30 protein-coding genes are annotated in these 26,576 nt (G+C 66.7%); 16 read left to right on the forward strand and 14 right to left on the reverse strand.

The features are described 5' to 3' along the window. Window positions 1–30: 30 nt before the first annotated feature. The 3 genes from ACFRAQ_RS32685 to ACFRAQ_RS32695 are packed head-to-tail and all read right to left on the reverse strand — an operon-like array spanning window position 31 to window position 3,129. Window positions 31–1,188, reverse strand: coding sequence for an acyl-CoA dehydrogenase family protein (locus ACFRAQ_RS32685; RefSeq protein WP_379106559.1), 1,158 nt, complete (start codon window positions 1,186–1,188; stop codon window positions 31–33). A gap of 15 nt (window positions 1,189–1,203) precedes the next feature. Beyond that, on the reverse strand, window positions 1,204–1,953 hold the full coding sequence (gene fabG / locus ACFRAQ_RS32690) for a 3-oxoacyl-ACP reductase FabG (RefSeq protein WP_379106561.1): 750 nt from the start codon (window positions 1,951–1,953) through the stop codon (window positions 1,204–1,206). 24 nt (window positions 1,954–1,977) lie between these two features. Beyond that, entirely contained in the window at window positions 1,978–3,129 is a 1,152-nt protein-coding gene (locus tag ACFRAQ_RS32695; RefSeq protein ID WP_379106563.1) for an acyl-CoA dehydrogenase family protein, read from the reverse strand. A gap of 139 nt (window positions 3,130–3,268) precedes the next feature. Between ACFRAQ_RS32695 and ACFRAQ_RS32700 the strand changes: the two genes are divergently transcribed. Then, window positions 3,269–3,946: a TetR/AcrR family transcriptional regulator gene (locus tag ACFRAQ_RS32700; protein ID WP_379106565.1), complete on the forward strand. Its 678-nt coding sequence runs from the start codon at window positions 3,269–3,271 to the stop codon at window positions 3,944–3,946. Between the two features lie 89 nt (window positions 3,947–4,035). After that, window positions 4,036–5,115, forward strand: a complete 1,080-nt coding sequence (locus tag ACFRAQ_RS32705; RefSeq protein ID WP_357286571.1) for an alkaline phosphatase family protein — start codon at window positions 4,036–4,038, stop codon at window positions 5,113–5,115. A 67-nt stretch (window positions 5,116–5,182) separates the two neighbouring features. Here the strand turns inward: ACFRAQ_RS32705 and ACFRAQ_RS32710 are convergent, their stop codons facing one another. Then, window positions 5,183–5,785, reverse strand: coding sequence for a dihydrofolate reductase family protein (locus tag ACFRAQ_RS32710; RefSeq protein WP_379106568.1), 603 nt, complete (start codon window positions 5,783–5,785; stop codon window positions 5,183–5,185). Between the two features lie 202 nt (window positions 5,786–5,987). On the opposite strand from ACFRAQ_RS32710, the gene ACFRAQ_RS32715 reads away from it, so the two are divergent. Beyond that, on the forward strand, window positions 5,988–6,134 hold the full coding sequence (locus ACFRAQ_RS32715; protein WP_357286567.1) for a hypothetical protein: 147 nt from the start codon (window positions 5,988–5,990) through the stop codon (window positions 6,132–6,134). Between the two features lie 8 nt (window positions 6,135–6,142). Here the strand turns inward: ACFRAQ_RS32715 and ACFRAQ_RS32720 are convergent, their stop codons facing one another. Beyond that, window positions 6,143–6,823 (reverse strand): DNA alkylation repair protein, encoded by a 681-nt coding sequence (locus ACFRAQ_RS32720; RefSeq protein WP_379106570.1) that lies wholly within the window; start codon window positions 6,821–6,823, stop codon window positions 6,143–6,145. An 87-nt stretch (window positions 6,824–6,910) separates the two neighbouring features. Here ACFRAQ_RS32720 and ACFRAQ_RS32725 point away from each other — a divergent pair, with 87 nt between their 5' ends. Together ACFRAQ_RS32725 and ACFRAQ_RS32730 are read left to right on the forward strand one after the other, a co-directional pair. Next, entirely contained in the window at window positions 6,911–7,414 is a 504-nt protein-coding gene (locus ACFRAQ_RS32725; RefSeq protein ID WP_379106573.1) for a DUF2231 domain-containing protein, read from the forward strand. A 33-nt stretch (window positions 7,415–7,447) separates the two neighbouring features. Beyond that, a complete protein-coding gene (locus tag ACFRAQ_RS32730) occupies window positions 7,448–7,891 on the forward strand; it encodes a hypothetical protein (RefSeq protein WP_379106575.1) in 444 nt (147 codons plus the stop codon). Window positions 7,892–7,899: 8 nt separating this feature from the next. Here ACFRAQ_RS32730 and ACFRAQ_RS32735 read toward each other — a convergent pair whose 3' ends face one another. Beyond that, a complete protein-coding gene (locus ACFRAQ_RS32735; protein ID WP_379106577.1) occupies window positions 7,900–8,889 on the reverse strand; it encodes an SDR family NAD(P)-dependent oxidoreductase in 990 nt (329 codons plus the stop codon). Between the two features lie 149 nt (window positions 8,890–9,038). Here ACFRAQ_RS32735 and ACFRAQ_RS32740 point away from each other — a divergent pair, with 149 nt between their 5' ends. After that, complete coding sequence (locus tag ACFRAQ_RS32740; RefSeq protein ID WP_379106579.1) at window positions 9,039–10,190, forward strand: sensor histidine kinase; 1,152 nt, start codon at window positions 9,039–9,041, stop codon at window positions 10,188–10,190. Next, a complete protein-coding gene (locus ACFRAQ_RS32745; RefSeq protein ID WP_379106582.1) occupies window positions 10,187–10,837 on the forward strand; it encodes a response regulator in 651 nt (216 codons plus the stop codon). The genes ACFRAQ_RS32740 and ACFRAQ_RS32745 overlap by 4 nt, the downstream gene beginning before the upstream one ends. 63 nt (window positions 10,838–10,900) lie before the next feature. On the opposite strand, the gene ACFRAQ_RS32750 is transcribed toward ACFRAQ_RS32745, so the two are convergent. The 4 genes from ACFRAQ_RS32750 to ACFRAQ_RS32765 all read right to left on the reverse strand — a co-directional run bounded on the left by ACFRAQ_RS32750 (window position 10,901) and on the right by ACFRAQ_RS32765 (window position 14,502). Next, on the reverse strand, window positions 10,901–12,253 hold the full coding sequence (locus tag ACFRAQ_RS32750; protein WP_379106584.1) for a TIGR03118 family protein: 1,353 nt from the start codon (window positions 12,251–12,253) through the stop codon (window positions 10,901–10,903). Window positions 12,254–12,345: 92 nt separating this feature from the next. After that, complete coding sequence (locus ACFRAQ_RS32755) at window positions 12,346–12,840, reverse strand: nuclear transport factor 2 family protein (protein ID WP_379106586.1); 495 nt, start codon at window positions 12,838–12,840, stop codon at window positions 12,346–12,348. A 13-nt stretch (window positions 12,841–12,853) separates the two neighbouring features. Further along, window positions 12,854–13,687, reverse strand: a complete 834-nt coding sequence (locus tag ACFRAQ_RS32760; protein WP_379106670.1) for a TIGR03619 family F420-dependent LLM class oxidoreductase — start codon at window positions 13,685–13,687, stop codon at window positions 12,854–12,856. Between the two features lie 2 nt (window positions 13,688–13,689). Next, complete coding sequence (locus ACFRAQ_RS32765) at window positions 13,690–14,502, reverse strand: SDR family NAD(P)-dependent oxidoreductase (protein ID WP_379106589.1); 813 nt, start codon at window positions 14,500–14,502, stop codon at window positions 13,690–13,692. Between the two features lie 105 nt (window positions 14,503–14,607). On the opposite strand from ACFRAQ_RS32765, the gene ACFRAQ_RS32770 reads away from it, so the two are divergent. Both ACFRAQ_RS32770 and ACFRAQ_RS32775 read left to right on the forward strand, forming a co-directional pair. Further along, window positions 14,608–15,252, forward strand: coding sequence for a TetR family transcriptional regulator (locus tag ACFRAQ_RS32770; protein ID WP_379106591.1), 645 nt, complete (start codon window positions 14,608–14,610; stop codon window positions 15,250–15,252). A 672-nt stretch (window positions 15,253–15,924) separates the two neighbouring features. Then, on the forward strand, window positions 15,925–16,614 hold the full coding sequence (locus ACFRAQ_RS32775) for a hypothetical protein (RefSeq protein ID WP_379106593.1): 690 nt from the start codon (window positions 15,925–15,927) through the stop codon (window positions 16,612–16,614). Between the two features lie 302 nt (window positions 16,615–16,916). Here the strand turns inward: ACFRAQ_RS32775 and ACFRAQ_RS32780 are convergent, their stop codons facing one another. Beyond that, the gene (locus ACFRAQ_RS32780) at window positions 16,917–17,297 is read right to left on the reverse strand and encodes a hypothetical protein (RefSeq protein WP_379106595.1); all 381 of its coding nucleotides are present in this window, start codon (window positions 17,295–17,297) and stop codon (window positions 16,917–16,919) included. A gap of 98 nt (window positions 17,298–17,395) precedes the next feature. On the opposite strand from ACFRAQ_RS32780, the gene ACFRAQ_RS32785 reads away from it, so the two are divergent. After that, entirely contained in the window at window positions 17,396–17,581 is a 186-nt protein-coding gene (locus ACFRAQ_RS32785) for a hypothetical protein (RefSeq protein WP_379106597.1), read from the forward strand. Window positions 17,582–18,107: 526 nt separating this feature from the next. On the opposite strand, the gene ACFRAQ_RS32790 is transcribed toward ACFRAQ_RS32785, so the two are convergent. Then, a complete protein-coding gene (locus ACFRAQ_RS32790; protein WP_379106599.1) occupies window positions 18,108–19,334 on the reverse strand; it encodes a helix-turn-helix domain-containing protein in 1,227 nt (408 codons plus the stop codon). Window positions 19,335–19,695: 361 nt separating this feature from the next. Here ACFRAQ_RS32790 and ACFRAQ_RS32795 point away from each other — a divergent pair, with 361 nt between their 5' ends. The 4 genes from ACFRAQ_RS32795 (at window position 19,696) to ACFRAQ_RS32810 (ending at window position 21,875) form a co-directional block, all read left to right on the forward strand. Next, window positions 19,696–19,953 carry a helix-turn-helix domain-containing protein gene (locus ACFRAQ_RS32795; protein WP_379106601.1) on the forward strand — a complete coding sequence of 86 codons (258 nt, stop codon included), beginning with the start codon at window positions 19,696–19,698 and terminating at the stop codon, window positions 19,951–19,953. After that, the gene (locus ACFRAQ_RS32800) at window positions 19,950–20,306 is read left to right on the forward strand and encodes a hypothetical protein (RefSeq protein ID WP_379106603.1); all 357 of its coding nucleotides are present in this window, start codon (window positions 19,950–19,952) and stop codon (window positions 20,304–20,306) included. The genes ACFRAQ_RS32795 and ACFRAQ_RS32800 overlap by 4 nt, the downstream gene beginning before the upstream one ends. Before the next feature lie 381 nt (window positions 20,307–20,687). Beyond that, entirely contained in the window at window positions 20,688–21,221 is a 534-nt protein-coding gene (locus ACFRAQ_RS32805; RefSeq protein WP_379106606.1) for a hypothetical protein, read from the forward strand. A gap of 237 nt (window positions 21,222–21,458) precedes the next feature. Further along, the gene (locus ACFRAQ_RS32810; RefSeq protein ID WP_379106608.1) at window positions 21,459–21,875 is read left to right on the forward strand and encodes a hypothetical protein; all 417 of its coding nucleotides are present in this window, start codon (window positions 21,459–21,461) and stop codon (window positions 21,873–21,875) included. A gap of 288 nt (window positions 21,876–22,163) precedes the next feature. On the opposite strand, the gene ACFRAQ_RS32815 is transcribed toward ACFRAQ_RS32810, so the two are convergent. Then, window positions 22,164–22,610, reverse strand: a complete 447-nt coding sequence (locus ACFRAQ_RS32815) for a hypothetical protein (protein WP_379106610.1) — start codon at window positions 22,608–22,610, stop codon at window positions 22,164–22,166. A 641-nt stretch (window positions 22,611–23,251) separates the two neighbouring features. Here ACFRAQ_RS32815 and ACFRAQ_RS32820 point away from each other — a divergent pair. Together ACFRAQ_RS32820 and ACFRAQ_RS32825 are read left to right on the forward strand one after the other, a co-directional pair. Continuing rightward, complete coding sequence (locus tag ACFRAQ_RS32820) at window positions 23,252–24,421, forward strand: hypothetical protein (RefSeq protein WP_379106612.1); 1,170 nt, start codon at window positions 23,252–23,254, stop codon at window positions 24,419–24,421. Window positions 24,422–24,792: 371 nt separating this feature from the next. Next, window positions 24,793–25,278, forward strand: coding sequence for a hypothetical protein (locus tag ACFRAQ_RS32825; RefSeq protein ID WP_379106614.1), 486 nt, complete (start codon window positions 24,793–24,795; stop codon window positions 25,276–25,278). A gap of 156 nt (window positions 25,279–25,434) precedes the next feature. Here the strand turns inward: ACFRAQ_RS32825 and ACFRAQ_RS32830 are convergent, their stop codons facing one another. Then, the gene (locus ACFRAQ_RS32830; protein WP_379106673.1) at window positions 25,435–26,574 is read right to left on the reverse strand and encodes a sulfotransferase family protein; all 1,140 of its coding nucleotides are present in this window, start codon (window positions 26,572–26,574) and stop codon (window positions 25,435–25,437) included. Between the last annotated feature and the right edge of the window lie 2 nt (window positions 26,575–26,576).

Here is a 26,576-nt window from a genome sequence, read left to right on the forward strand (position 1 = left end):
CCTCGGGTTCGATCGGGTCGGGGTGCGGGCCTAGAGCCCCATGTCCTTGGCGATGATCATTTTCATGACTTCGCTGGTGCCGCCGTAGATCCGATTCACGCGGTTGTCGGCGTAGAGGCGGGCGATGGGGTATTCGTTGATGAACCCGTAGCCGCCGTGCAGCTGCAGGCAGCGGTCGATGACGCGGTGGGCGACCTCGGTGCAGAACAGCTTGGCCGAAGCGGCGTCGGCGGCGGTGAGGGTGCCGTTGTCGAGGGCGTCGAGGGCGCGGTCGACCACGGCCTCGGCGGCGTCGACCTCGGCCTGGCAGGCGGCGAGCTCGAACTTGGTGTTCTGGAAGCCGGCGACCGGCTGACCGAACACGTTGCGCTGCTGGGTGTATTCCTTGGCGAACCGGATGGCGGCCTTGGCCTGCGCGTACGCGCCGACGGCGATGGAGGCGCGTTCCTGGGGCAGGTTCTGGCCCAGGTAGGAGAAGCCCTGGTGCTCCGCGCCCAGCAGGTCCTCGACCGGCACCTCGACGTCGGTGAAGTTGAGTTCGGCGGTGTCGGAGACCTTGAGGCCGAGCTTGTCGAGCTTGCGGCCGACGGTGTAGCCCGCCGACTTGGTGTCGACCGCGAACAGCGAGATGCCGTGGCGGCGATCGCCTTCCGTGGGCGCGGCGGTGCGGGCGCACACGATGACGCGGTCGGCGAGTACACCGCCGGTGATGAAGGTCTTGGACCCGTTGAGCACGTAGTGCGTGCCGTCCTCGGACAGCTTGGCGGTGGTGCGCATGCCGGCCAGGTCCGAGCCGGTGCCGGGCTCGGTCATGGCGATGGCGAACATGGTCTCGCCGGACACGAAGCCGGGCAGCCAGCGCTCCTTCTGTTCCTGGGTGGCCAGGTTCAGGATGTAGGGCAGGCACAGCCCGACGTGCACCCCGGACCCGCCGAGCGATACCGCCGCCCGCGCGCATTCCTCGATGAGAATGGCCTGGAACTTGAACGATTCGATGCCCGCGCCGCCGAATTCCTCGGGCACCTCGATGCCGAAGACGCCGAGTTCGCCCAGCTTGTAATAGAACTCGCGCGGCGCGATGCCCTGCTCGTACCACTGGTCGTACACGGGCACGACCTCGGCTTCGAGGAAGGCCCGCACGGTCTCGCGGAAGGCTTCGTGGTCCTTGTCGAAAACTGTTCTCTGCATGGGAAACTCTCCGGACTAGAGACGGCGTCCGCCGTCGACGTAGATGGTCTGGCCCGTGACGAACGAGGCGTCGTCGGAGACCAGGAACGACACCACGTTGGCGATGTCGGCGGGTGCGCCGACGCGGCGCAGCGGGGTGATCTTGGCGGCCTCGGCGCGGAACTCCTCCGGCGAGACCCCGACACGAGCGGCGGTGGCGTCGGTCATCTCGGTGACGATGAATCCGGGCGCGACGGCGTTGACATTGATGCCGAACGGCCCCAATTCCATGGCGAGCGTGCGGGTCAGGCCCTGGATGCCCATCTTGGCGGCCGAGTAGTTGGCCTGTCCGCGGGCGCCGAGCGCGGACACGCTGGAGGTGTTCACGATCTTGCCGGACTTCTGCTTCACCATGTACTTCTGCGCCTCGCGGGTGCACAGGAAGGCGCCCTTGAGGTGCACGGACATGACCAGGTCCCAGTCGTCGACCGACATCTTGAACAGCAGGTTGTCGCGCAGCACGCCCGCGTTGTTGACCAGCACGTCCACCGAGCCCAGTTCCGCGGCGATGCGTTCGAACGCGGCGGCGACCTGGGCTTCGTCGGTGACGTTGCAGCCCACCGCGATCGCGGTCCCGCCCGCGGCGGCGATGGCGTCCACGGCATCCGTGCAGGCGGCTTCGTCGAGATCGACGATGGCGACGGCGAATCCGTCGGCGGCCAGGCGGGCCGCGGTGCCCGCGCCGATTCCGCGGGCGGCGCCGGTGACGACTGCGACTTTCGACATCTGGGTATCTCCCTGGGTGAGTGGTCAGTTGAAGGCGTTCACGCCGGTGAGGGCGCGGCCGATGAGCAGTTTCTGGATCTGGCTGGTGCCCTCGTAGAGGGTGAGGACACGCGCGTCGCGCAGGTACTTCGCGACCGGGTACTCGTCGATGTAGCCGTAGCCGCCGAACACCTGGATGGCGTTGTTGGCGGCCTTCACCGCGGCCTCGCTGGCGAAGAGTTTGGCGACCGAGGCCTCGGTGCCGAACGGCTTGCCCTTCTCCACCAGGTCCGCGACCCGCCAGGTGAGCAGCCGCGCCGCCTCCACGTCGACGGCGATATCCGAGATCAGTTCCTGGACCAGCTGATAGGCGGCGATCGGCTTGCCGAACTGCTCGCGCTGTCCGGCGTATTTCACCGATTCCTCGAGGCAGCCGCGCGCGACGCCGACGCATCCGGCGGCCACGCCCATGCGGCCCTTGTCGAGGGCGGCCATGGCGATCTTGAAGCCTTGACCGAGATCGCCGAGCCGGTTGGCGTCGGGCACCCGGACCTGGTCGAGGACCAGTTCGGCGGTGGCCTGGCCGCGCAGCCCGAGCTTGCCCTTGATCTCGGTGCGGGTGAAACCGGGTGCGTCGGTGGGCACCAGGAACGCGGTGACGCCCTTGGGGCCGGGTCCGCCGGTGCGCGCGAAGATGATGGCGACGTCGGCCCAGGTGCCGTTGGTGATGAAGATCTTGGTGCCGGACAGCAGCCAATCGTCGCCGTCGGCAACGGCTTTGGCGATCAGGCTGCCCGCGTCCGAGCCGGTGCCGGGTTCGGTGAGGCCGAAGCAGCCCAGCGCCTGCCCGGCGCACAGCCGCGGCAGCCATTCTCGTTTCTGCGCCTCGGTCCCATAGGTCTTGATCGACTTCGACACCAGGCCCAGTGACACCGACACGATGCCGCGCACCGAGCTGTCGCCGCGGCCGAGTTCCTCGAGCAGCAGGCAGTAGTCCAGGGCGGTGCCGCCGGAACCGCCGTACCCCTCGGGGATCTCGATGCCGAGGAAGCCCATGTCGCCGAGTTTTCCGACGATGGTGGTGTCCACCGATTCGGCCCGGTCCCAGGCGGCGGCGTGCGGGACGACTTCCTTGTCGACCCAGGCGCGGGCCAGTTCGCGCAGTTCGCGCTGCGACTCGCCGAGTTCGAAGTCCATGGTTGCGATAGCTCCTAACCAAACGTTGTTAGGTTTATGACTCGACGGTATCCTAACAGCGTTCGGTTTATCAAGGATCCGGTGATAAGTTCGAGAGCCACCGGAGTGCCGGTGTCGCCGGACCCAGGAGGTGAGCCGCATGGCCAGGCCGAAAGTGCCGCTGCTGAGCCGCGAACGCATTCGCGACGCCGCGCTGACCCTGATCGACCGCGACGGCCTCGCCGAACTGTCCATGCGCAAGCTCGCCGCCGAGCTGGGAGTGCAGGCCGCTTCGCTCTACACCCACTTCCCCACCAAGGACGCCGTCCTCGACGACATCGGCGGCATGCTCATGTCCCGAGTCGACGCGTCGTCCTTCGATCGGGGCTGGCGTATCGGCATCACCCACTGGGCCCACTCCTACCGCGACGCCCTGGTCCGCCACCCCAATTTCGTCGCCTACCTGGCCGCGGGCCCCGGCACCCGCGACGAGAACCTGCGCACCGCCGACGCCGTCCACGGCGGCCTGGTCGCCGCGGGCTGGCCCCCGCGCGACGCCACCAATATCGGTGCGGCCACCCGCTACCTGGTCATGGGCGCCACCATGGGCTCGTTCTCGCGTGGCTTCGTCGACGACGTGCAGGTCTACCGGGACCGGTATCCGCATCTGGAGCAGGCCCACCTCTTGCGCGCCAAAGCCGACGAGATCGACGCGGAGAGTTTCGAATTGGCCCTGTCGGCGTTCCTCGACGGCCTGCAACTGCGCTTCGACGCGATCGAGCGGGAGCGGGCCCGCCGACGGCAGTCGCGCTCGCACCCCCGCGCCGACCAGAGATGAGACCCGCAGGAGTTTCACTCTGCGGGACAGTTCTGGTCAATTGTCCGAATTCGCTGCGGAAGTGCCGCGCCCCCGCTAACCTGCCGCGCATGTCTGGAACTCGTGCATGGGTGGCCGCCGTCGCGCTGGCCGCACTCCCGCTGGCCTCGGCCGCCCCGGCGACGGCCGCCCCCGTGGTGAACAAGGTCGTGGTGATCGGCATCGACGGCACGCTGTGGAGCGAGGTGCAGGCGGCGAACGCGCCGAACCTGGGCCTGCTCGCCGCGCAGGGCACCCTGGCCCGGACCTCGATCGCCCCGCACACCACCATGTCCTGCGTCTCCTGGGCGACGGCACTGACCGGCGTGTGGGACACCAAGCACGGCATCAAGGACAACGACGCCACCTGCAACCCCGCGCCTTTCGCGCAGTATCCGACGGTGTTCACGCAGTTGGAGCGCTACAAGCCGAGTCTGGCGACGGCATCGCTGGGCACCTGGGACAAGATCGGCATGATCGCGCGGACCGGAAGTCCGGCGGCGGACAAGGTGTCGGTGACGCAGGTCGACCCGACGGGCGCGGGAGTCTGTGAGACGACGGCGGATTCGGCCGCGGCGGCGAAGGTGGTGTCCTCGATCACCGACGACGGCGCCGATTTCACCTTCACCCACCTCGATCAGGTCGATATCGTCGGCCACACGCTGCGCGGGGTCTGGCCGCAGGCCTACCGTGACGCCATCGGCCGGGTGGACACGCTGGTCGGCAATATCACCAAGGCGGTGGACGACCGGGCCCGCACGCACGCCGACGAGCGCTGGACGATTCTGGTGACCACCGATCACGGCCACAAGCCCGAGGGCGGGCACGGCGGTCAGAGCGCTTACGAGACAGCGAGTTTCGTGATCGCGCGCGGCCCGGACTTCACCGCGGGCGCCCAGAACAACGGCTACGCGCTGGCCGACATCACCCCGACGGTGCTGGATCTGCTGGGCGCCCCGGCCGATCCGAACTCCGACGGCCGATCCATGCGGCTGGGCGGATCGGGCGATCCCGCCGCGACCCCGCCGAACACGCCCGCCCTCGATTCCGGGCTCACCGGTTCGTCGTCGGGTTCGGCGCAGATGCTGATGGTGAACAACCCGCTGTGCCTGGTCGCGAGCGGCTCGGCCGGTGGCTCCTACGGCAAGTAGGCCGCCCGACGTCGACAAGCCGGTCCCGGGTTCGGTTCCCGGGACCGGCTTTCGCGTGGGTGGGTGATCAGGAGATGAGCCCCGCCGCGTCCGCGTACCCCGCGGGGGCGGGCTCCTCGGCGGGCCCGTAGACCATGTGCACCACGCCGGTCTTGAACGGCGTGGCCGAGATCAACCGCAGCGGAACCGAATTCCCCTCGTCGAACAGCCGCACCCCACCGTTGCGCAGGGCCACCGGATGCACGAGCAGGTGCAGCTCATCCACCAGTCCGGCGGCGAGCAGCTGCACCACCACCGACGGCGAGCCGCTCATCGCGATGTCTCCGCCCTCCTCCGCCTTGAGCGCCGCGACGCCCTCGACCAGGTCGCCGCGCAGCTGCTCGGAGTTCCGCCACGTGAATTCCAGTTCCTTGTGCGAGACCACGACTTTCCGCATATCGCCGAGCGCCTTCGCGAACCCGGCGTCCTCGCCGCCCGCGGCCTCCCGCTCGGGCCACGCTCCCGCGAATCCTTCATAGGTGGCCCGCCCGAACACCAGGGTGTCCGCCCCGGCGACCTGAGCCGAAACCGCTTCCCCCATCTCGTCATTGAAGTAGGGGAAGTGCCAGTCCTGGGGCTCCGCGACGATTCCGTCGAGTGAGATGAACAGTCCCGCCGTTACCTTGCGCATCAGTGTGCTCCTTGCCGATCAGTGGTCGAATGTCTCGCGCGCTTACCTGATACGACGGCGTCCCGGCCCGAATCTCATCGCTCCCTGCCCAATTCACCCCGATTCCTCCCCACGCGCCCCACCGCCGCCACCACGCCGCCCCTCCCATGGTGCGCCCGCTCCCGCCCCTCATACGGTTGAATCCCGACTTGTGGAGCCCACCGTGAAGCGCCTGCTCTTCCTGGCGGCAGCGATCATCTTCGCCGCGTCCACCTACACCTACGCCATCTCCCCCGGCCACTACGGCGCGGTCATCGCCGCCGGCGCGGTCCTCACCCTCTGGTTCGTCGGCAAGGCCATGGACTCCTGACCGTTCGGCTATCGCTGCCGGCGCACGATCTCGTTGATCCAGATGGGTGCGTACGGCGAGGTGCAGTGGGGCGGGGTCGGATAGTCCTTCAGAACCTCCAGGCGTTCGCCGATGTCGATGGCGCGGGCACGCAGCTCCGGGTGCGCGATGCCGATCTGGGCCAGGCAGGTGTTCATCGCCCACTGCAGGCGATCGGGGGCGGCCTTCATCTCGGCGTCGATGGTGTCGAGGAGGGTGGGTAGATCGAGGCCGTCGGGGCGTTTGGTGACGCGGTCGGCGGTGAGGGCCCACCCGGCGCTCGCGACGACCGGGTCGGGGTCGTTCATCCAGGCCAGGCGCAGTACCTCGGTGTTCGGGTTCTTCTTCACGAGGTAGCCGACGAGCCAGTCGTGGACCTTGGGGGAGCGTGCCTCGCGGAGCATGGTGTCGAGGTCGGCGCGGTCGTACTGCTTGGGGCGGGAGAGAAGGATCGCGAGGAGTTTGGCGGCGCTGTCGCCGGTCTTCCAGAGTTGGCGGGCCAGGTCTTCACGGGGGCCGAGACGCTTGGCGAGGGCGCGCAGCTTGGTGAGGTTGACGCCGTGGTCGTCGCCGTGTCGCTCGTTGACGGCGCGGGCCTTGGGGTCTTCCAGGGCGGCCAAGTCGGCCAGCACGGCGGTCAGGGTCGGCTCGGGCACGGAAGTGCTGGTCACGCGACTCACGATAGCGCCGATCGTGATCTCCGAGCGGGAACGGGTATGCGGCAGGTAGTCCTGCTCGACCCTGGTTGGGAGGTTGTCATGACCGCTGATCCACAGCGGGCGAAGCGTCCGGTGAGTGCGGCGCTGGCCGGACCCTACGGCCATCCGTTCCATCCGATCCTGGTCACCGTGCCCATCGGGGCGTGGGTGGCGAGCGTGGTGTTCGACCTGGCCTCCCATGTGGCCGGGGATTCGGACGCACTGGCCTATGGCGCGCGGTGGCTGATCGCCATCGGCGTGCTGGGCGCACTGGCGGCGGCGACCGTCGGGTTCCTGGATTTCCTGGCCATTCCGGCCGGAACCCCGGCGTTCCGCATCGGGTTGACGCATCTGAGCCTGAACCTGGCGGTGACCGTGGCGTTCGCCCTGAACTTCTGGTGGCGCGGCACGCCCGACGGCGCGGTGCCGATCGGGCCGCTGGTGTTGTCGCTCGTGGCCCTGGCGACGTTGTCCGTCTCCGGCTACCTCGGCGGCAAACTCGCCTACCGCTACGGCGTCCGGGTCGCCGACGAGTCCACCCAGGCGGAGGGTTTCCGCCGCTGAATTCCCATCCCTCGCATTCGACAGGAGTTCGTCATGGCCATCGCGGCACTGATCACCTGGCTGCTCACCGCAACCGGCGGCTTCGTCCTGCTCGGCACCTGGATCGCCAAAGGCGGTGTGCGCGAACCGCGTACCAGCCATCTGCCCGCGCCCGTCGTCTTCGGCCATTTCCTGCTGGCCGTGATCGGGCTGGTGCTGTGGATCATCTATCTGGTCGTCGATTCCGACGCCCTGGCCTGGGTCGCCTTCGGCTTCCTGGTGCCGGTGGCGGCGCTCGGGTTCGTGATGCTGCTGCGCTGGCTCCCGGTGTTCCGGGAGTCGCGCACGCTCGCCGCGGAACCGGCTCCGGTTTCGATTCCCGCGCGAGAACCGGCCGAACGACATTTCCCCGTACTGGTCGTCGGCGGCCACGGCGTGTTCGCCGTGATCACCGTTGTCCTGGTGCTGCTCACCGCGCTGGGGGTGGGAGCGAGCTGAGGAAACCATCAGGCGTGCGCGGTCTTTCCGCCGTCGATCACCAGTTGCGCACCGGTGAGGTAGGGGAACTCGGGTGACGCCAGGGTCAGCGCGAAGGCCGCGATCTCCTCCGCCGTGGCGAGCCTGCCCAGGCCGGGCACATTCGATGCCGCCCACTGCTTCATCGCCACCCGGTACGCGTCGTCGGGTAGGTGGCCTATCGGGCTGGCATTGCGGACGAGGTCGGTGTCGGTGGTACCCGGCACCAGGGCATTGACCCGAATCCCCTGGCCCGCGTAATCCAGTGCCGCGGACTGGACCAGCCCGACCAGACCGCGTTTGCTCGCCGTGTAGGCGGCACGGCCGGAATCGGTGGCCAGCGCATTGCTCGACGCCGTGACCACGATCGTTCCGCCGCCACGGCGGATCAGGTGCGGGACTTCGTATTTCATGGCCAGGAAGCTGCCGCGCAGATTGGTGTTCACGACGCGGTCGAACTCGTCGGCGGAGTACTCGTGCAGCGGCTTCTGGATGGTGATGCCCGCGTTGTTGAAGGCGACATCGAGTCCGCCGTAGCGCTGCACGGCGGCGTCGACGAAGTCGCGGACGTCGGATTCGATCAGCACGTCGGCGTGGATGTAGGTGGCTTCGCCTCCCGCCGAGCGGATCTCGCGCTCGACGGCGCGGCCCCGGTCGACGCGGCGTCCGCAGAACGCGACGCGGGCGCCCTCGGCGGCGAACAGCCGGGCCGCGGCGGCGCCGATTCCGGAGGTCGCTCCCGTGATCACGACGACCTTGTTCTCGAACCGTCGCGCCGAGGGCCGCAGGTGCGGTGGATTCGCGTCGGACGCGAGCGCGACTCCGCTCGCGACGCCCGCGGCCGCGCCGGCCACCAGTCCCCCGGCCACCGCGCCCAGGACCCGTCTGCGGCTGGGACCGCGCTGCGGTGACCGCGCCGCCGGGTCATCCGGCTTGCCCGTCTTCGCGTCGTCGTTGGCCGGATTGTCGTTGATGCTCATGCCTTTCACCCTCGCTGCCGAACCGGCGTGAGGGATCCGACCACGGGCCCCTCCGATCGGCCCGATGTAGGAGACCGATCTCCTCCCTGCGGAGGAATCGCCGGTCCTCACCGGTACGCCATGATGAGAAGGTGGTTGGTTCCTCCGGCGTGACCCGAAGTGCCGAGTCGCTGCTCGGCGAGCGCATGCTGCCGGTCCGGCTCGCCGTGCTGACAGTGCTGGCAGCGGGTTGTCTGCTGCTGCTCGGGAATGAGCCGACTGTCTTCGACTGGGCGACAGGCCTGCTCGCGGTGCTGGCGACGGCCCTCGGAGTGCGCCGCCCGATGACGGCCTCGCTGCTGACGACCGGGCTGCTGGTCCTCGGCTTCGAATTCGGCCATACCGGACCGATTGTCGCGAAGGTCGCGGCGGCCTTCGCGCTCGCGGAACTGACCGCTCGCCGTGGCGGCGGTCGTTCCTGGCCGGCGGCGGTCGGACTGGGTGCGGCGTACCTGCTGCATCCGGTCGGCGGAACAGCGGTGATGGTGTATCGCGCGGTCGTCATGGCCGTATTGCCGCTGTTCATCGGCGGTCTGCTGCGCGCCGCGTGGGCCCGCGCCGAAGAGTCCGCCCGCGAGGCGGACGCGCTCGAACAGCGCCGGGCGAGTGAGATCGCCGCGGCGCGGGAGACCGAGCGGACCGCGATCGCCCGCGAACTCCACGACCTGATCGCCCATCACGTCTCCTCGACCGTGCTGCGGGTCGGAGTCGCCCGCCACGCGGTGCCCGACGCGCCGCCCGCACTGCTGGAAGTCCTCGACGACATCCATTCGACCGGCAAGCAAACCCTCACCGATCTACGGAAATTGGTGACGATCCTGCGAGACCCCGCGGGTGACGGCGCGTCCTTCCTGGCTCCGGCGGACCTGCCCGCCGCAATCACCGAGACGGTCGAGCGCGCCCGCCGCGGTGGTCTGGCCGTCACCGCGAACGTGGCCGAGGACGTCACGGCGGTGGACGCGTTGCGCGCGCTGACCGTGCTGAGACTGACGCAGGAAGGGCTGGCCAATGTCGTCAAACATGCCGGGCCGGAGACCACCGTGTGGCTGACCGTCTCCGTGGACGCCGCCGGTGACCTCGATTTCACCTTGCGGGACAACGGCTCTCCACGAACCGGCCGGCCCCGGCTACCGGGCGGGGTGGGCCTGATCGGGCTGCGTGAACGCGTCGAGCTGCTCGACGGCGTATTCGGCGCGGGACCGAACGCCTCCGGCTGGCGGATCACCGCCCGCCTCCCCCGCCGCATCGGTGCGGCCGCATGACGATCCGGGTCCTCATCGTGGACGATCAGCAACTGGTCCGCGCGGGCCTGCGCATGCTGTGCCACACCGCCGACGACCTCGAAGTGATCGGTGAGGCTTCCGGCGGTTCGGACGCCGTGCGGCTGGCCGCCGCCACCGCACCCGATGTCATCCTGATGGACTTGCGCATGCCCGGCATGGACGGAATCCGCGCGACCGAACGAATCCTGGCCGCCCGCCCGTCCGCCCGGGTGCTGGCCCTGACCACCTTCGACGACGACGATCACCTCTATCCGGCGCTGGAAGCCGGAGCCTGCGGATTCCTCGTCAAGGACGCCGCCCCCGCGGACCTGCTCGACGGCATCCGCCGCGCCGCGATCGGCGAACGCCCGTTCTCCCCGGACGTCCTGCACCGCCTGGTCGAATCCGCGGTGGCCGCGCGCTCCGACGGCGAACTCGCCACTGCCCCGGACCTGTTCCCGCTGACCCGCCGCGAAGCGGACGTGCTGGCCCTGCTCACCGAGGGCCTGTCCAACGCCGAGATAGCGGCGCGCCTGGTGCTCGGCGTGACCACCGTCAAAACCCACGTCACCAACCTGATGGCGAAAACCGGCTCCCCCAACCGCGTCCGCCTCGCCATCTACGGCCTCCGCCACGGCGCACCCTGAGGCCCCCGTAAAAGAACTCGGGCCCCGAGCTGAGTTCAGCTCGGGGCCCGCAGGATTCGCGGCTTACTTCAGTCGCAGGCTGCCGAAGAGGCCTTCCTTCTCGGAGTTCGGCCCGGCGGTGAAGTACAGGGCGTCGGCGTCGCCGAGGCTCTCACCGTTGCCGAACATCAGACCCCACAGGCCGTCGATCTCGGCGGGCTTGCCGTCGGCGTCACGCAGGTAGTCGACGAACTTGCCGGACTGGTCGTCGAGGGCGAGGATGTGGCCGGCGCCGGCGAAGTTGCCGATCAGCAGCTTGCCGGACAGCGGTCCGAAACCCTGCGGGGCGACGACGACGGCCCACGGCGCGTTGAGGCGGCCGTCCGCGTCGATGGTGCGAACCAGCTTGCCGCTCTTGTCGAATTCGGCGACCTGGCCCTTCTTGGCCTTGTTGCCTTCCTTCTTCTCCTGGTCCTTGTCGAGGGAGTCCTCTTCGCCGACCTTGAGCTTGTTCGGGTCGCCGCCCTCGGAGCCGGTGATGGCGTAGGTGACGAAAACCCGGTCGCCGATGGTGGCGACGTTGAAGGGGGCCGGGTCGCCGACCTTGATCTTCTTGCCCTTGGTGGCGTCGGCCGGGTCGACCGCGTCACCGGTGGCGAACGGGTTGGCGAAACCGGTGGTGGGCACCAGCTTCCAGTCCTTGTCGAAGGTGCGGACCTGCGGGTCCTTGCCGAAGTCGGCGGCCAGCAGCTTGGTGCCGGACGGGTCGAGGGCGATGCCCTTGAAGTTCATGCCCTGGGCGGTGCCGTCGTATTCGAGGACGGCGGGGCCGTCGTGGCGGACGATGGCGCCGCCCGCGCCCTGCTCGGTCCAGCCGGAGATCTTGCCGGAGTCGGTGGCGAAGATGAATCGCGCGGAGCCGGTGAGCTTCTCGTCCTTGCCGTCGTAGCTGACGGGCTGGTCCTTCACCAGGAAGATGTCGGAGGTGATGGGGGCCGGGTTGAAGACGACGCCGGTGGTCTTACCCTCGCCCTCGTCGCCGTCCTCGTCCGGGATGGAGTCGGCGCCCGGGATGGTGACCAGCTTGAGCTGGTCCTGGAACATCTTCTGGTACTTGGCGTCCGGGGACTTGGTGACGTCGCCGACGTACTGGAAGGAGTAGCCGCCCGCGCCGACCCAGAAGTGGCCGCCCGCGCCCTTGGGCCGGTCCGCGATGCCCCAGGCGTTGATGAAGTTGGGGTCGGTGAACTGGGCCTTGTCGGAGGCCTTGTTGGAGGCGATGTTGACCTGGGCGTAATGGTTGCCGTCGAGGGCCTTGACGTCGTCGGAGTCCGACTTCGTGCTGCTGCACGCCGCCGCCACGACCAGCGCCGCGCCCAGCGCGGACAGCCGCAGCAGGGTCTTGCGGCCCGGGGTACCGCTCGCTCGTCCGTTCATGTCAGTCCTTCCAACGAAACGCCCAGGTTCGGCGTTAGGTGACGCTAACCATAACTGGATGAAGCGGCCCTGTCGTTAGGGGACCCTCATTTCTATTCGGAAGTGATATTCGCGCCGGTCCAGGGCGCGCGGAGCAGTCCGCGAGCCGTGTCGGAACCGTCCAGAACGCGGGTGACGCGGCTGGTGATCCGCCAGCCTTCGGGGGTGCGGGCGAGCCGGAAATGGTTGGCGCCAGCACGCCAGACGAAGAACTCGCCGTCGCGGTGGCGAATCAGGAGGGATTCGCACACCGCTTCGGCGGTGTCGCCGTCCAGGGTGACCGCCGCCGGGCCCAGGAAATGCGCCGATCCGGCCGCGATCAGTGATTGGTGCGCGGTCGAGCCGACCATGGCGCGCACGTCGTCGCGGCTGCGCATGTGCCAGCCCTCGACGTCGTATTCGCCGTCCTCGGTCCACAATTCGGCGACCTCGTCGGCGACCCCGGCGTCCACGAGCGGGCCGTAGGAGGCGATCAGGCGTGTGATGGCGAGCTCGTCCTCGAGGCGCAGCAGCCGGGCTTCGAGGGCGGCGAGGCGCTCGTCGGTCATGAGAGTCCTTCTTCTACCGGAGATGGCGGTCGACGAGTTCGCGGAGTGCGGCGAGTTGCTCGCAGTAGTGTCCGGCGTCGGCGGCGCGCACGGTGCAGGTCAGGTGGGTGGCGCCCGCGTCGCGCAGGGCGCTCAGCCTGCGCAGCGAATCCGCTTCGTCGCCTTGCGGATCCAGCGGGGCGCCGGGCGAGAGCACGATGTCGAAGCCCTCGGGGACGGTGACGGTGACGAGCATGTCGGCGATCTGTTCGGCCTTCAGCCCGAACGGCACCCACCCGGTGCCGAGCGTCACCGCCCGGCGCAGGGACCGGCGGGTGCGGCCGCCGACCCAGATCGGCACGGCATGGTCGATCGCATGGGGTTCGATGACGAAGTCCTCGGCTTCTCGACGACCCCAGACCCGTTTCAGACGCGCCAGGGCCGCGTCGGCGAGTGCGCCCCGGTCCTCCCAGGCCGCGCCGAGCAGCGCGAATTCCTCGGCGAGAGAACCGACTCCGACGCCGAGCACCACGCGGCCATTGCTCAGCCGGTCGAGGGTCCCGTAACTCTTGGCCAGCGCCAGCGGATGGTGGTATCCGAGCACGAGCACCGAGGTGGCGAGCCGGATCCGGCTGGTGTGCGCGGCCAGGTAGGACAGCGTCGCGAGCGGATCCCAGTAGGTCGCGCCCCGCAGCGCGGCCGCCGCGGCGGGCACCCCGACGTGGTCGGCGCAGGTGAGGTGGTCGAATCCGAGTTCGTCGGCGGCCCTGGCGATCCGGGTCAGTTCCTCCGCTCCGGCGGTGGCCTCCCACGGCGACGCGATCCCCGGCACTTGCACGACGATGGGCGTGGACAGCCCGAGCTTTATCGTCATCGGTTCACCCGCTCCGGCAGGCCCATGAGCCGACGCATGCCGCGATCGGCGCGCAGTACCGCGGTCGCCCGATCCGGATCGTTGCGCTGCGCGGCCCCGGCCTCGTTGCCGGACATGATGTGGACCGGCCCGCGTCCGAGATTCGAGAGTCCTTCGCGTGCCACGTCATCGGGTTCGGACACCGCCATGCCCGGCACGTCGAAGTTGAGTCCGACCCGCTCCATGGCGGGTGTCCGCGTCACGCCGAGCACCAGTTCCAGGACGTCGACCCCGTATTCGCCGAGTTCGAGCCACAGGCTTTCGGCGAAGATCCGGCCGAACGCCTTCACCCCGCCGTACACGGTGTGGTGCTGCGACCCCAGATACCCGGCCAGCGAACCGACCATCAGGATTCCGCCCCGTCCACGGGTTTTCATCCGCGCCCCGAAGTGGTGGATCAGCCCGAGCGGCGCGGTGATGTTCAAATCGATGACCCGCTGGAACGCGGTGAGATCCCCGTCGACGAACGGCGCGCTGTGGGTATTGGCCCCGGCGTTGAGCACCAGCAGCCCGACCTCCACGTCCTCGACCGCGGCCACGATCCGCCCGACGGCGGCCGGGTCGGTCAGATCGGTTGCGAGCGTCCGCACCTCGACCCCGAGCTCCCGGCATTCCGCGGCCGTGGCCTCCAGCGGTTCGGCCCGCCGGGCAACCAGCAGCAGCGCGATCCCCGCTCGCGCGAGCTCCTTCGCGAACGACCGCCCGACCCCCTCCGATCCCCCGGTGATGACCGCCCACGGCCCGTAACGCTGCGGGTCCACACCGCTCATTGCGACTCCCTCACCTGTGAGACCGAACTCGATACCCTCCAGTTCTACAAACTTCCACCCAAAAAAACTAGAGTGAATTCTAGTTATCGGACAGAAGGTGGTTCCATGCCGCGCATCCAGGACTCCCGCGCCCCCGGCCGCGTCTCGACGGCCCGGCAACTGGAACGCCAGCGCGCCATCCTCCGCTCCGCCGCCCGCCTGGGCGCCGAGCACGGCCTGGAACGCGTCCAGATGAGCGAGGTAGCCCAGTCCGCGGGCGTCGCCCTCGGCACCCTCTACCGCTACTACCCGTCCAAACATCACCTGTTCGCCGGCGTCCTCGACGGCGCGGTCCGCGAACTACCCCACCCCGCCCCGGTTCCCGGCGACCCGATCGCGGGCGCGTCCGAGTTCCTGGCCACCGCCGTCGACGAACTCCTCCGCCACCCCCACCTGGCCCGCGCCATGATCGTCTCGATGAACGCGGTCCGCGCCGAAGGCCACGCACTGCGCGCCGAACCCCCCGCCGCGGCTTCCTCGGCCGCCGCAGCCGCCCTCGAAACCGACCATGTCATGCCCGAGCGCATCCTCTCCGCCGCCGGCATCACCACACCCACCGACGAGGACCGCCGCCTGACCCGCCTCCTCGAACAGTGCGTCTACGGCATCCTCACCTGGACCATCGCCGGCCGCCTGACCACCCCCCAAGCCGTTTCCGACGTCCACCGCGCCTGCACCCTCCTCCTGGCCCCCTGGCGCGAATCCCGCTGACCCCCAACCTGTTCGCCCCAGAAATTCGGGGCGGTAGCGTTCCCCAACCCCTCGGCCAGCGATTCAGGAGAACGAAGTCAACATATACCCGCCCCGGCCACCGAATCGGCTGGGGCATAACAGGACTGGCCGCCGCCATGGCTGTCGTCGCCAGCGCTCCCGCGGCGTCCGCCGATGTCCAGAGACTCTCGATCCACCCGGCCGATCAGACCATCGTGGCGGGAACCAGCTACCAGCTGTACACATCGACCGGTTGGGGATCGCATTGGATCACCTTCTACGACAACGGCCAGTGCGTCGGAGGCACGAGAACGACGTTCAGTTCGGAAACCGAACTGGACCCTACGCCTACGTGAGCTGGACCCCCTCGACAGCGGGCACCCACGTCATCACCGCCGATGACGGCAAGGCCGCCACATCGCTCACCGTGAACGTCCAGCCGCCCACCGGAAGCAACCCCGCGCCCCGAGCTCCAAGCCCTCCGGCTGCGGCACGCTCGAGCGCCTCCTCGGCACCGGCAGCGCCGCGGCCGGAAACTGAGCGCCCCACCGCCGGGCGTCCACCGCCGCCCGGCCCTCCCCCGCACAGGTCGCATGTGCCCCTCGGTGTGTCGGAGATCGTGGTTATCGTTCGCCTGAGTGCTGACCGAGCGCTACGGAGGAACGGGGAAGAATGAGTTCGACAACATCGCTGACCTATGTGATCGACGTCAGCGACGAGCCCGCCGTCGCCGGTGACCGCGACACGATCGGCGGCTGGTCGGTCCTCGATGCGGAACAACCCTGGCCGGTCTGTGACTGCGGCGCCCGAATGACCCTGTATTTCCAGGTCCGAATCCCTGACGACGTCCCACATTTCGGCGGCGACCAACTCCTGGTCTTCCAATGCCCACTGGAAAGCGACGCGTGCTTCTCCACGGCCGATCCCCAACTGCCGGAGCGATTCTGGGACGAACCGCCCGCGAACTCCCACGCCTTCTGGCGAATCCTCCTGCAGCGCAACGGCGCCCCCGCCCAAACCCCGGACCCCTTCCTGCAGCCGAGTCGCCTGACCGTGCACCGCTACGAAGATGTCGACCACCACAACGAAGATTCCCCGCTTCAGGACTTCAAGGTCGGCGGCGCACCGTACTGGGTACAAGACGCCGAGCACTACCGCTGCCCCTGCGGAGCCGACCTGACCTTCCTCTGCCAAATCCCAGAAGACTTCGGCTTCGACGACCACCTCCGCGACGACCTAGACGACTCCGCCGACTACCCCGCCGCATTCGACGACGGCCTACTCCTGGGCAACATGATCTACATCCTGGCCTGCCCAGCCCACTGCCACCCCGCAGCCGCCTACCCGGTCTGCCAGAACTGATCCGCAGAATCCGCATCGAATAGTCCAGCACCCCAAAACAACTTGGCCAGTTGGCCTGTACCCAACCAGCATCGGCCAGCTCAATCAGCACGGCGTGCGCCCTGAGCGCCGCCACTGAGCAGTAGCGGCCATGGAATCATCAGCTTCGACTCAGAAGTTCCGAGTTCGTGGCCGAGCTGGCCGGTGTTGGGAGCCCGCATCGAAACAGCTATCACTCCGAAAGCGGAGCAGACAACGGCACATGCGTGCCCCTTGGCGATCTCCGCTGCAGACGGCACGCCGAACTTCTCCTGCTCCGGGGGTCAAATCTTAGATTCAATATCTTCCGGATTTGAACCATTTGACCCTGAGGCCGATCTACTATCCCCCTTTGTCATCACGATATTCGTGGACGACGACAGTTCGTCCCCCCTCACGGGGAGTTTGTATCCATCCCCCAGGACTCGCTTGATGTGGCGTTCTGCAATAACTCGATCCATTTCTTCGAGCGTCTGCAGGATCTCAAGCTTTCTATCGGCGGAAGTATGCTTCCGCTTCAGCTGCTTCTTCAATGTGCGGCGCGCCCGCCAAACAGGCAACCATTCCGTTGGCCAGTTTTCGGTCAGTTCCGCAAACAGATTGATCTGAACAAAGAATGCACCCGTCACAACCGCTATCGCCGGAGCCAGATACAGAAGGACCATCCCTGGCAGGGTGCCGGTACCAAGATACTGAGCGAATACAATTACTCCCGTTCCAGTACCAACACCCCCACCACTACTCTTTGCTACAGTTCGTTGCCGTGGAGTTCCTGATCGCCGCGGCTTTGCTGGATTGGCTCCGGGCACTGTTATTTGCTACTCTCATCCGATTCCGCAGTCCGCTGAGACTCAAGCCAAGTCCGAACAATCCGATCGGCCTCGGCAGGGCGATTAGCATCGAGAGAAATTTGCTTGTCGCCGACCTTAAGTTGAAGGTGTCGGTATGATTTCCGCCTGAGAAGATTCATAAGGATCCGCTCAGCAGCAGGAGCAACTGTCCTCAGCGCGGAGGCAATAAGAGCACCCGAGGCCACTCCCGCTAGTATGGCAAACCAGTCCACATCCACACACACAGCATAGATCCGCACAGCCGACTCTTCACGCTGTCACGCATAGGACCAATTGGTATATTTCGCATGCAATCGAGTGCTTACCAAGCCTCGAGTCTCTTCGATTCAGATCTAGCGGGCGACGGTCGCGAGGACATGCGACCTCACTGACCGGAACCGCTTCATGTGCAAACGGGTGTGTGGCATCCGATCTTGCAGGCTGCCAACCCGTTCCAGGGGTCTGTGAACGGTCTGCTTCACCACCAGGCGTCCGGGACCCACGCGTGAACCCGTCCAGCGAGCGGTTCATGAGCCACAGATCGAGTCATTCTGTCTATCCAGACCGAGTGTGTTCACGTGCCTAGCGACGCCGATAGTGTAGTAGCCATTCGACACCGGGTCGGTCCATGCACACCCGTCCACGCTATCCATGGATCCCCACTCGCCGACTCAGTTCGCGCACGTCGTCGCGCATGCCGGTCGGTGGCTTCTTCAGCAGGTCCCGAACCATGTCACGGGCGAATCCGTTGTATCGAATCGTCTCGGGTGCGGTCTGTTCCGACTTGACGAGCATCGTGAGTGCCGCAGTGTCCTCGTCGCGTTGCATGTAGGCGCGGGCGACCTCGATGAGGTGGCGGCCGCGGCGTGGCACGGACACGATGTGGTCGGCGTCGATGGAGCGGGCTGCGCGCAGTGCCTCACCAGGCTGACGCAGTTCGACGCCGAGAGTCGTTGCGTGCGCGGCCATTACCGGCTGAGAGAAGCTGGTTTGCACGTGTCGATAGGTCGGACCGAGCTGTTGGGCGATGTCATCGGCGCGTTCCAGACCGCGCCAGGCGTCGCCGGAGCGACCACGTCGGCCGTGGACGTAGGCGATCTCGAATTCCAGGGCTCCGGCGATGCCGTGCCAATCGTCGGGGGTGTCCTCGCGGTCGAGGTAAGGGGTGATCTGATCGATAGCATTGCGGGCCAGGGCGATTGCTTCCTCCCACCGTCCGGAATCGCGCAGCGCTTGCACCATTGCCCAAGCGCTGCAGGCGATGACGTAGGGGTCGTCGGCTTCGTAGCCTTCGTTGACGGCACGGTCTGCGACCATCCACACGAGCTCGGGTGCGGGCTGGTAGGCAACGTAGAAGTCGGCCAGCTGGTACACACCGGCCAGCGTCCTGCGCGCGGCGCGGCGGTCTTCGGCGGTGCGGGCCGCGGTCTGGGCGTCTCGGATCAAGCCAGGCAGCAACGCACCCACCTGCGAGCGATGGTCGGGGCTGGAATGCCGGATGCGCCAAGCCTTCCGCAGCCGCTCAGCGAGATGCTCGAGGCTGACCGGCCGATCGCTGCGAGTAATGCGGTAGTCGGTCAGCGCCGCCTGAACATCGGTGAGGGCGGCATGGCGTTCGCCCGCGAACACCGTCACCGGTACAGCATGCTCATCCCCCGTCAGGACGGCTAGGTCGTCCAGTTCGAGGACACGAGCGATCCGCAGCAGCAACTCGAGACTGGGCGCGCGCTGAATCCTGCCATTCTCGAGGGCTTTCAACCACTCTGCGGACCGGCCGATCTGGGCGGCCAGCACTGGCCGCGCCATGCCCACCCGTTCTCGATGCAGCCGGACCCGCTGACCGATATCGGACGGATGTTCTGAACCACTCACGGGGACCACCTCCTCGCGCTGTGACGATAACTGCCAGCGTAACGGCGTTGGGGGTACGTTCGTACCCCTTCACGGAGTCGGCCGGACCTACGTTCCAGAGTGCCCCGACGCCGACAAGATCACCAGACCCCGGCGTCGGGTGCACTCCACCACCGTTCCAGGGACATGGAGAACACCCGACATGGAAATCATCGTTGTCGCCACCATCATCGCGCTAGTGCTGATCTTCCTCTCCGCCCGAGCCCTATCGGACACAGCGCCCGGTCATCGGCCGAAGCGGCTCACCGTCGCAAACATTCAAGCGCGACTGGCAGCCGAACCGCCACGCACCTACATACCGATCAGCAGGGGGTGATGACGGATGGCGTTCACCGAACCTGAGGCGAAAGTCCTTGGTGCACTGTCAAGTCTGGGCTTGCCGCACGTGTTGACCGTCCGGGAACTCTGCCGGGCGACCGGCCTGCCCGAAACCTCGGTCCACCGGGCACTACTGCGACTGTCGCGCACCGGCCTGGCGTTGGTGACCCGACATGGCCCAGCACGCTGGCGCTGCACCGACCGTGGCCGCCTCGCGATCACCCGGCCCGTATACCGCGACTACGCGAGGACAAGACAATGAACAACTACGTGATCGGATACCTGCGTCGAGATCTGTCCGGTGAGGCGTGGTCCCAGGACGAGGCCCGCATCCACGCATTCGCCGCTGAGCACGGGCGGTCGGTGCTCCTCGTCTACTACGGTTACCCGAACCGGCCGGGTGGTGCTGTGATCAACCGCCTGATGAACCTCGCATACACCGAATACGCGAGCGAGGTAATCGCCCCGAGCACAGATCATTTCGAGCCCGACGACATTCCTGCGCTAGTCAAGATCGCCGATTTGATCTGTGTGGACACCGGCACCAGATACACGATCCCCACCGCCAACACCCACGTCCAAGACTCCAGAGCCTTGGTGATCGGAGACGGATGAGCTGACGTAGCCCTCGAGATTCGCACCGCCGAATCTCCACGAGCTCCAAGTGGTGCGGATCTCGGCGGCCGAGCGCGGGATGCGCGCGGCCACCGGCCGTGACCGATTCAGTCAGCGCGGCATTGGGTATGTGCGGATTTCGGCGCGCGCTGCGGTGGTCCGCCAAGGCAAGCACGTGGATCGTGGGCCTCAGTAGGCGGTGTCGGCAACACCTTGGCCGGGGGGCAGTTTCGGTTGGCAGCGTGGCGATCCGGCCGGAGGGTAACCATACCCGAGGCCCGAAGCTCACTCGCGCGAAGGATCGCTTGATATTGCTAATCCGCTGTGGTCCTGGCGAATACGATGAAAGTTCTGATTGTTCGTGCCAGGCGGGGGGTTGCCGTGACATCAGCTCTGCTGGCGGCACTTGCAGCGATCGTCGGGATTGCGATCGGTCGGCTGTGGGATGTACGCGCGGAGTCTGCGCGCTGGCGCCGCGATCAGAAGACGGCCTGCTATCAGCGGGTTGTCGAACAATTCCAGGCTCTCTACGAGAACATTCGGGCCGCCACTCTCGCCGATGGCCATGACGGAACGTTCGAGGCCCTGGCGGCGCGTACCCGCACCAACGACTTTGCACCCTGGGACAGCGCGGTGGCGGCTGTCTGGTTGCACGGGTCAGCTGATGTGGTTGAAGCGGTCACTGAATTGGACGAAGCGGTCGGTCAACTGCTTTACGCAGTCGTCGAACAGCAAATCGCGACCGTGTCTGAGTGGAACGGTGTCAGAAGGCCCGCGCGGCTTGCGTTCGAACGATTTGTCAGAGCAGCTCGCGAGGAGTTGGACCTGCCTCCAGTGCCTGTCCAGATCTTCACCAACCCGCCTTCTGGCGGACCGTATGATCCGGATCAGGTGCCGAGCGGTGAGCAGGGATGAGGTGCCGTCTCATTCGGATCGTTCAAGTGAATATCACGCCAGGACCTTTCGCCGTCCGATACTGACGCGGGCAGGCCACGGCCGATACCCCAGCACCGGCGCGCCGGCCTCGAACCAAATTGATCTTCCGCCGCGCGGGCCTGACCGGTTCGCTCACCGCGATCAGCGGCATGTCGGGAGGTTGAGCGGGGCGAGTGTTTCGCGCTGAGCTTCGAGGCAGGCAGGAAGGAACTGTCCATGACTGACAGCTCGGACGGTCTCGTGCGCGATCACCCCGGACCTCGGAAGGATCTGGTGGAGCATTCTTCACCGTTCCTGCCTCCCGGGAGCGTGATCCGGCAGGCGTTTATCTACCAGTCCGCGCCGAGCTTCGCCCTGTTCGTGATCACCTATCTCACCGGGCTGACGATGTTCTGGATCAAATACCGCTGTGTAGCAGTCACTCCCGACACCATCTATGTGCTGGAGAGCAGCAAACTGTCCGGCGGCGCCAAACCTGTGCGCCTTATCGGCACGATCCCTCGCAATACACGGCTCGGCCCGGTCTCCGGACGATGGGGGCAGATGCCCCTTCTCGGTGAGCGCGCATGGGTTCACAAACGTTTTCATGACCAGATCGAGGCCGCCGACCACGAGGCCGGCTTCACGCGATAGGCGCCAAACCCATCGCGTCAAATCCCGGCCCCGGGCCATGCGTGTGCACCCCTTCGGCATGAGCGGGCGCTCCGCGCCGCACCAGGTTCCGGCCGTCGGCGCCCCGCGCTGGCCGGTTCGGTCAGCGCGGTATGCGGCATGTGGGTGCGTTGACGCGACCACCGCGTTCGCTGTGGCAGCGGGCTGGCACTCGGTGGTGCTGGGGAACGAGTGGGCCCCGTGAGCAATAACGACTTGGGGCGTTGAACGCCGTCACTCCCGTGTCGGCATGACGTTGGATTCGGGTAGCTAGAAGCGCCCCTCGGAGAGCAGGAACGATCCGAACCACAGCGTCAGGCCGCCGCCCAGGATCGTGAGGAAGAGCGCGATAAAGATGATGTCACGGGCCTCGCCGTGGTCATGGAACACCGTGGGCGGGTGAATCGGGATCACTGGGGAGCGGGCTTGCACTTGCGCCCCTGGTTTCAGGCCGTCCTGTATCACGCTGCAAGCGTGGCGATTCCCGTCGGCATCGAGGTAGTACCCGACTCCTTGGGTGGCATCCTTGCTGTTCTCACCCCACAGTATGTCGACCGATTCGACATACACGGTCCGCTCTGTGCCATGCCCGGACAAGAACGCGAAACCGTTGAACGCCACGGCCGCACCGTATCCGATCCCGGCCAGTCCGATCAGCACCACCACGAGCCCTGCCAGGGCGGCCAGCCGCTCATCACTGACGTCATGTCTATCCATATCTCATACTGCGTCCTATCGGCAGCTGCATGAACAGATTTCAGCTTGTCAGAGGATGCGCCACACAGACTTCTGGTTGGTCGGGCGGATCATGCAACACGCTCATCGGCAGTTGCGGACGTTCCAGACCCACAAACGCCCCGAGATGATCTCCGGGCGTTCGATCTTCAGCTGGACCGTGCCAGCCACTCCAGACCGACCCGTAAGCGGCAATTGAGTGCGTTCGTGGCGTAACAGTTGGATCGCGTCGCGTGACGTTCCGCGCCGCTGCATCCGGCAAGATTCAAGGCACCCGTCAGGGAAGTTCACGAAGCGAGAGCGCAGAATCGATGGCTGTGCAGTGGGAGCACCTGTAGGGGCGGGCGGCGTTGGCACGAGGTTGCCAAGGCCGGGCTGAGCTGTTGGGCCGCGAGTGGATGGTGATCGGGCAACTCTACTTGCAGGGCGTGGAGTTCACGCATGAGCGACTCCACACAAAACCTTTGTGCCCATCCACATCTGGCCGGGATAGCAGCCATCTCCGCAGTCTCCATGTACCGAGTTCGCCTCGAGATCGTCAAGGCAAGGAAAGACATGCCCGCTCGCTCGTCCTCACAATTCGGGGCATGCATGGCACCGCATTGCTGACGTAGGTTGCTGGAGTGTTCCTCGAAGGTCTTCGCCCCTCCAATCTCGTACGTCGTTGGGGGGCGACACTTTTCTCTGCCTACACTCCCTCATCGGCGCATGCGCGACTCCTCTTCCGCAGAATCAAAGTCATTCGCGTTACCGCACCGCCCGTCATACTGACGATGACGACAGTCCTCCTGACCGGATGTGGCTCTTTCGATCGAGGCAACGATCAGGCCGAGCACGACAGCTGGTCACGCAAGATCGAGACTGCCGTCCGGGCCCTTCCGGGGGTAACCGATGCATCACACCGGTTCGACCATTACAAAGGCAAACACTTCACCTCCAATCTCGACGTGCGGCTCAGCGACGACGCGACCGGGGTCGAGGTTGCGGCCGTGGTGAGTGTCGTGGGCGCTCAACCGGTTCCGCAGCGTTTCCACGGCGACCCGATACAACTCACCATCAAACGGATGACGGATTCGTTCTCCGCATACTGGATGTTCGGCCGGGACGTGAGCTCTGAATCGAACGCAGCGGTCACCTGGTCGCGACTATGGGCACCCGACACCGAGGTGCACTGGGACTCGAGCGGCGGCTTCGCAGACCGCATAACCAACACCATCGACGTCCGGGCGGGCTCCGAGAGCGAACCGCACCGGGCCACCGCGGCGATGCGCCGAATCATTCGGGACTTCCCCGAATTGGCATCGAACAACTGGGTCGTATCCACCATTCGCGAGCGTGAGCGCGATCGCGGGTTCACCAATCACTCCGAACGGAGCCCCGGGTCGTACCCGATCCCCCACGATCGCCACACTCCCCAGCAAAACCCCACCCCCCGATTCCCCTCCAACGACGAACTCGACCTGTGGCAGTGGTTCCTGACCGATCAACCCATCCCGTTCTTCGTTCGAGTGTCGGTCTACGACCCGCCCCTCGAAGGCCGCACTCTGGACGTCACCGTATACCCGCCCGTGGGTACGGAATTCAGCGCCGCGCAGACTACTCGACTCGCCGAACTGCACCTTCCCTACCTGGCCGGCTCCCGCGCAACGGTCGACTACACGATCCACACGCCCAACGGCCCCTCCTACTCCATGGGCCCTTTCTTCGAGGTCGTGGTCGGCGGCTGCCAGATACCCGGGCACGACGTTCTACCGGAGTCGCAGCCCTACGTGCGTCGGTACGCACACTGCTGATCCGCGCCGGTAACCGCCGACACACTGCCATTGCGCCCACCGTCACGTCATGCTCCAGGATGAGATCGCGTGAGTCCCATTCCCACCCGGTCCAGCATCTGGCCGAGTCCGCGAGGAAGAATCTGTCGTCCGTCCAGAACGGGTCGACATTCCCTGATCGAGTAGCGGCCGCGCGGAGATCCGCCCGACACGAGTACCCGTCGATCCAGACCCACCATCAGTACGACCGCACGCGGCGCCGCAAGGGCTGAATGCCGTTGGCAACCCCCGGTAATTCGGGGCAGGGTCAGATACCGAAATCGCCACGTTTCACTCATTGCGAACGGTAGCGTTCGGCGATCCCGGAGCTCGGGAACCGAACCAGGAGAACGATGACCACGCGTACCAACCTCGGCCGCAGAATCGGCTGGGGCACAACAGGACTGGCCGCCACCATGGCCGTCATCGCAGTCGGCGCGCCCACCGCGTCCGCCGATGTCAACACGCTCGCTATCTATCCCACCGGTCAAACCTATTACGTCGGAGGCTCCTACCAACTGGTCTCGACGACCATGCCGACAGGCGGGCTGCGATGGGTGACCCTCTACGACAACGGCCAGTGCATCGGCGGCATGTGGACGAAGCCGAAAGAGAACGTCGATTCCGTCAATCTGATCGCGAAGGTGAACTGGGTCCCATCGACGATGGGCCACCACGTCCTCACCGCTGACGACAGCCGGACCACCAAGACCTTCGAAGTCGACGTCCTGGCCGCACCCGCGGGAACCGTCCCCGCCACACCCACCCAGCCCAGCGGTTGCGGCCCACTGGAACGCTTCCTCAATTCCGGCAGCAGCAACGCCGGCAGCAGCGGCTAGACCGCCGAACGAGCCTGCCGCCCGCCCATCTCGACCGGATGCGGCAAGCTGCAGCGGTTGCTCACCACGGGCAGCGGCACCGGCAGCGCCGCTATCGGCCGCTGAGACACCGCGGGCCGGACACGACACCGTGTCCGGCCCGCGGCTTGTCTTGGGTCAGAGCTCGAATTCGGCTCGGACCTGGTCCTCGGTGAGGCCGTAGTCGGCGAGCGAGTACTTGTGGACCGGTTTGCGGTCGCCGGACTTGCTCTCCTCGTCGAGCGCGGTCATCGAGGACCGCGCCGAGTCGGTGTAGTCCAACCCGAACTTCGAGTAGATCTTCTCGACGGTGGCGAACGGGTCCGCGCGCAGTTCGTCGAATTCGATGTCCAGGAACTGATCCGGGTTGTAGCGGGCACGGGCGGCGTTGAACTCGCGCAGGCCGCGCGACCACAGCTCCAGCTGCGACGAACCGATCTTCTCGCCCACGAAGGTGGTGGACCAGCCCGCGGTGGCCTGCTCGGACAGGCTGCACGAGGAGCCCACGATGGTGACCGGGTCGCGGTGGGTCTGAATGATCAGCGCATCCGGGTACACCTTCATCAGCGCGTCCAGCGCGAACAAGTGACTGGGGTTCTTGAGAACCCAGCGCCGTTCGTCGCCGAGCCCGATCAGCTGCAGGTTCTGCTTGTGCCGGGTGTAGGCGTCGGTCCAGTCCTGCTTGCGCAGCCACTCCGAATACGTCGGCAGGTAGGCCAGCGATTCGTAGGAGATGGATTTCACCGTCTGGCGCAGCAGCTGCCAGCACTCCTCCACCTCGGCGGCGGTCATGTAGTGCACGCCCATGAATTCCGGATTCTCGATCCGGTGCTGGGCGAAGCCCTTGTCGACGGCCTGGTAGACGGGGTTGTCGGCCCAGGTGTCGCGGGGCGGCCGCGGCTGCGGGAAGTCGGCGAGCCACATTTCCAGGGCCTGGTGCTGCGGGTCGGCCGCGAGCAGGCGGTGCAGGGCGGTGGTGCCGGTGCGGGGCAGGCCGGTGACGAAAATCGGTCGGGTGACCTTGGTTTCGGTGTACCCGGGGTTCGCCTTCCAGCTGGCTTCGCTCAGCGCGCGGGCGACCAGCGCGCCGCGCAGGAAGTAGCGGCTCATCTTGGAGCCGATCTCGGTGAGTCCGGCGTCGCGCTGGTAGGAATCCAGCAGCACGCCCAGCGCCTCGTGGTGGTCGTCGGACCCGAAGTCGGTGAGCCCGCAGACCTTGGTGGCCGAGGCGTGCAGATCCTCGACGGTGCCGACGTTGGTACGTCCGGTCATGGTGATGA

Source organism: Nocardia sp. NPDC056611 (genome assembly GCF_042792755.1).
Taxonomy (GTDB): domain Bacteria; phylum Actinomycetota; class Actinomycetes; order Mycobacteriales; family Mycobacteriaceae; genus Nocardia.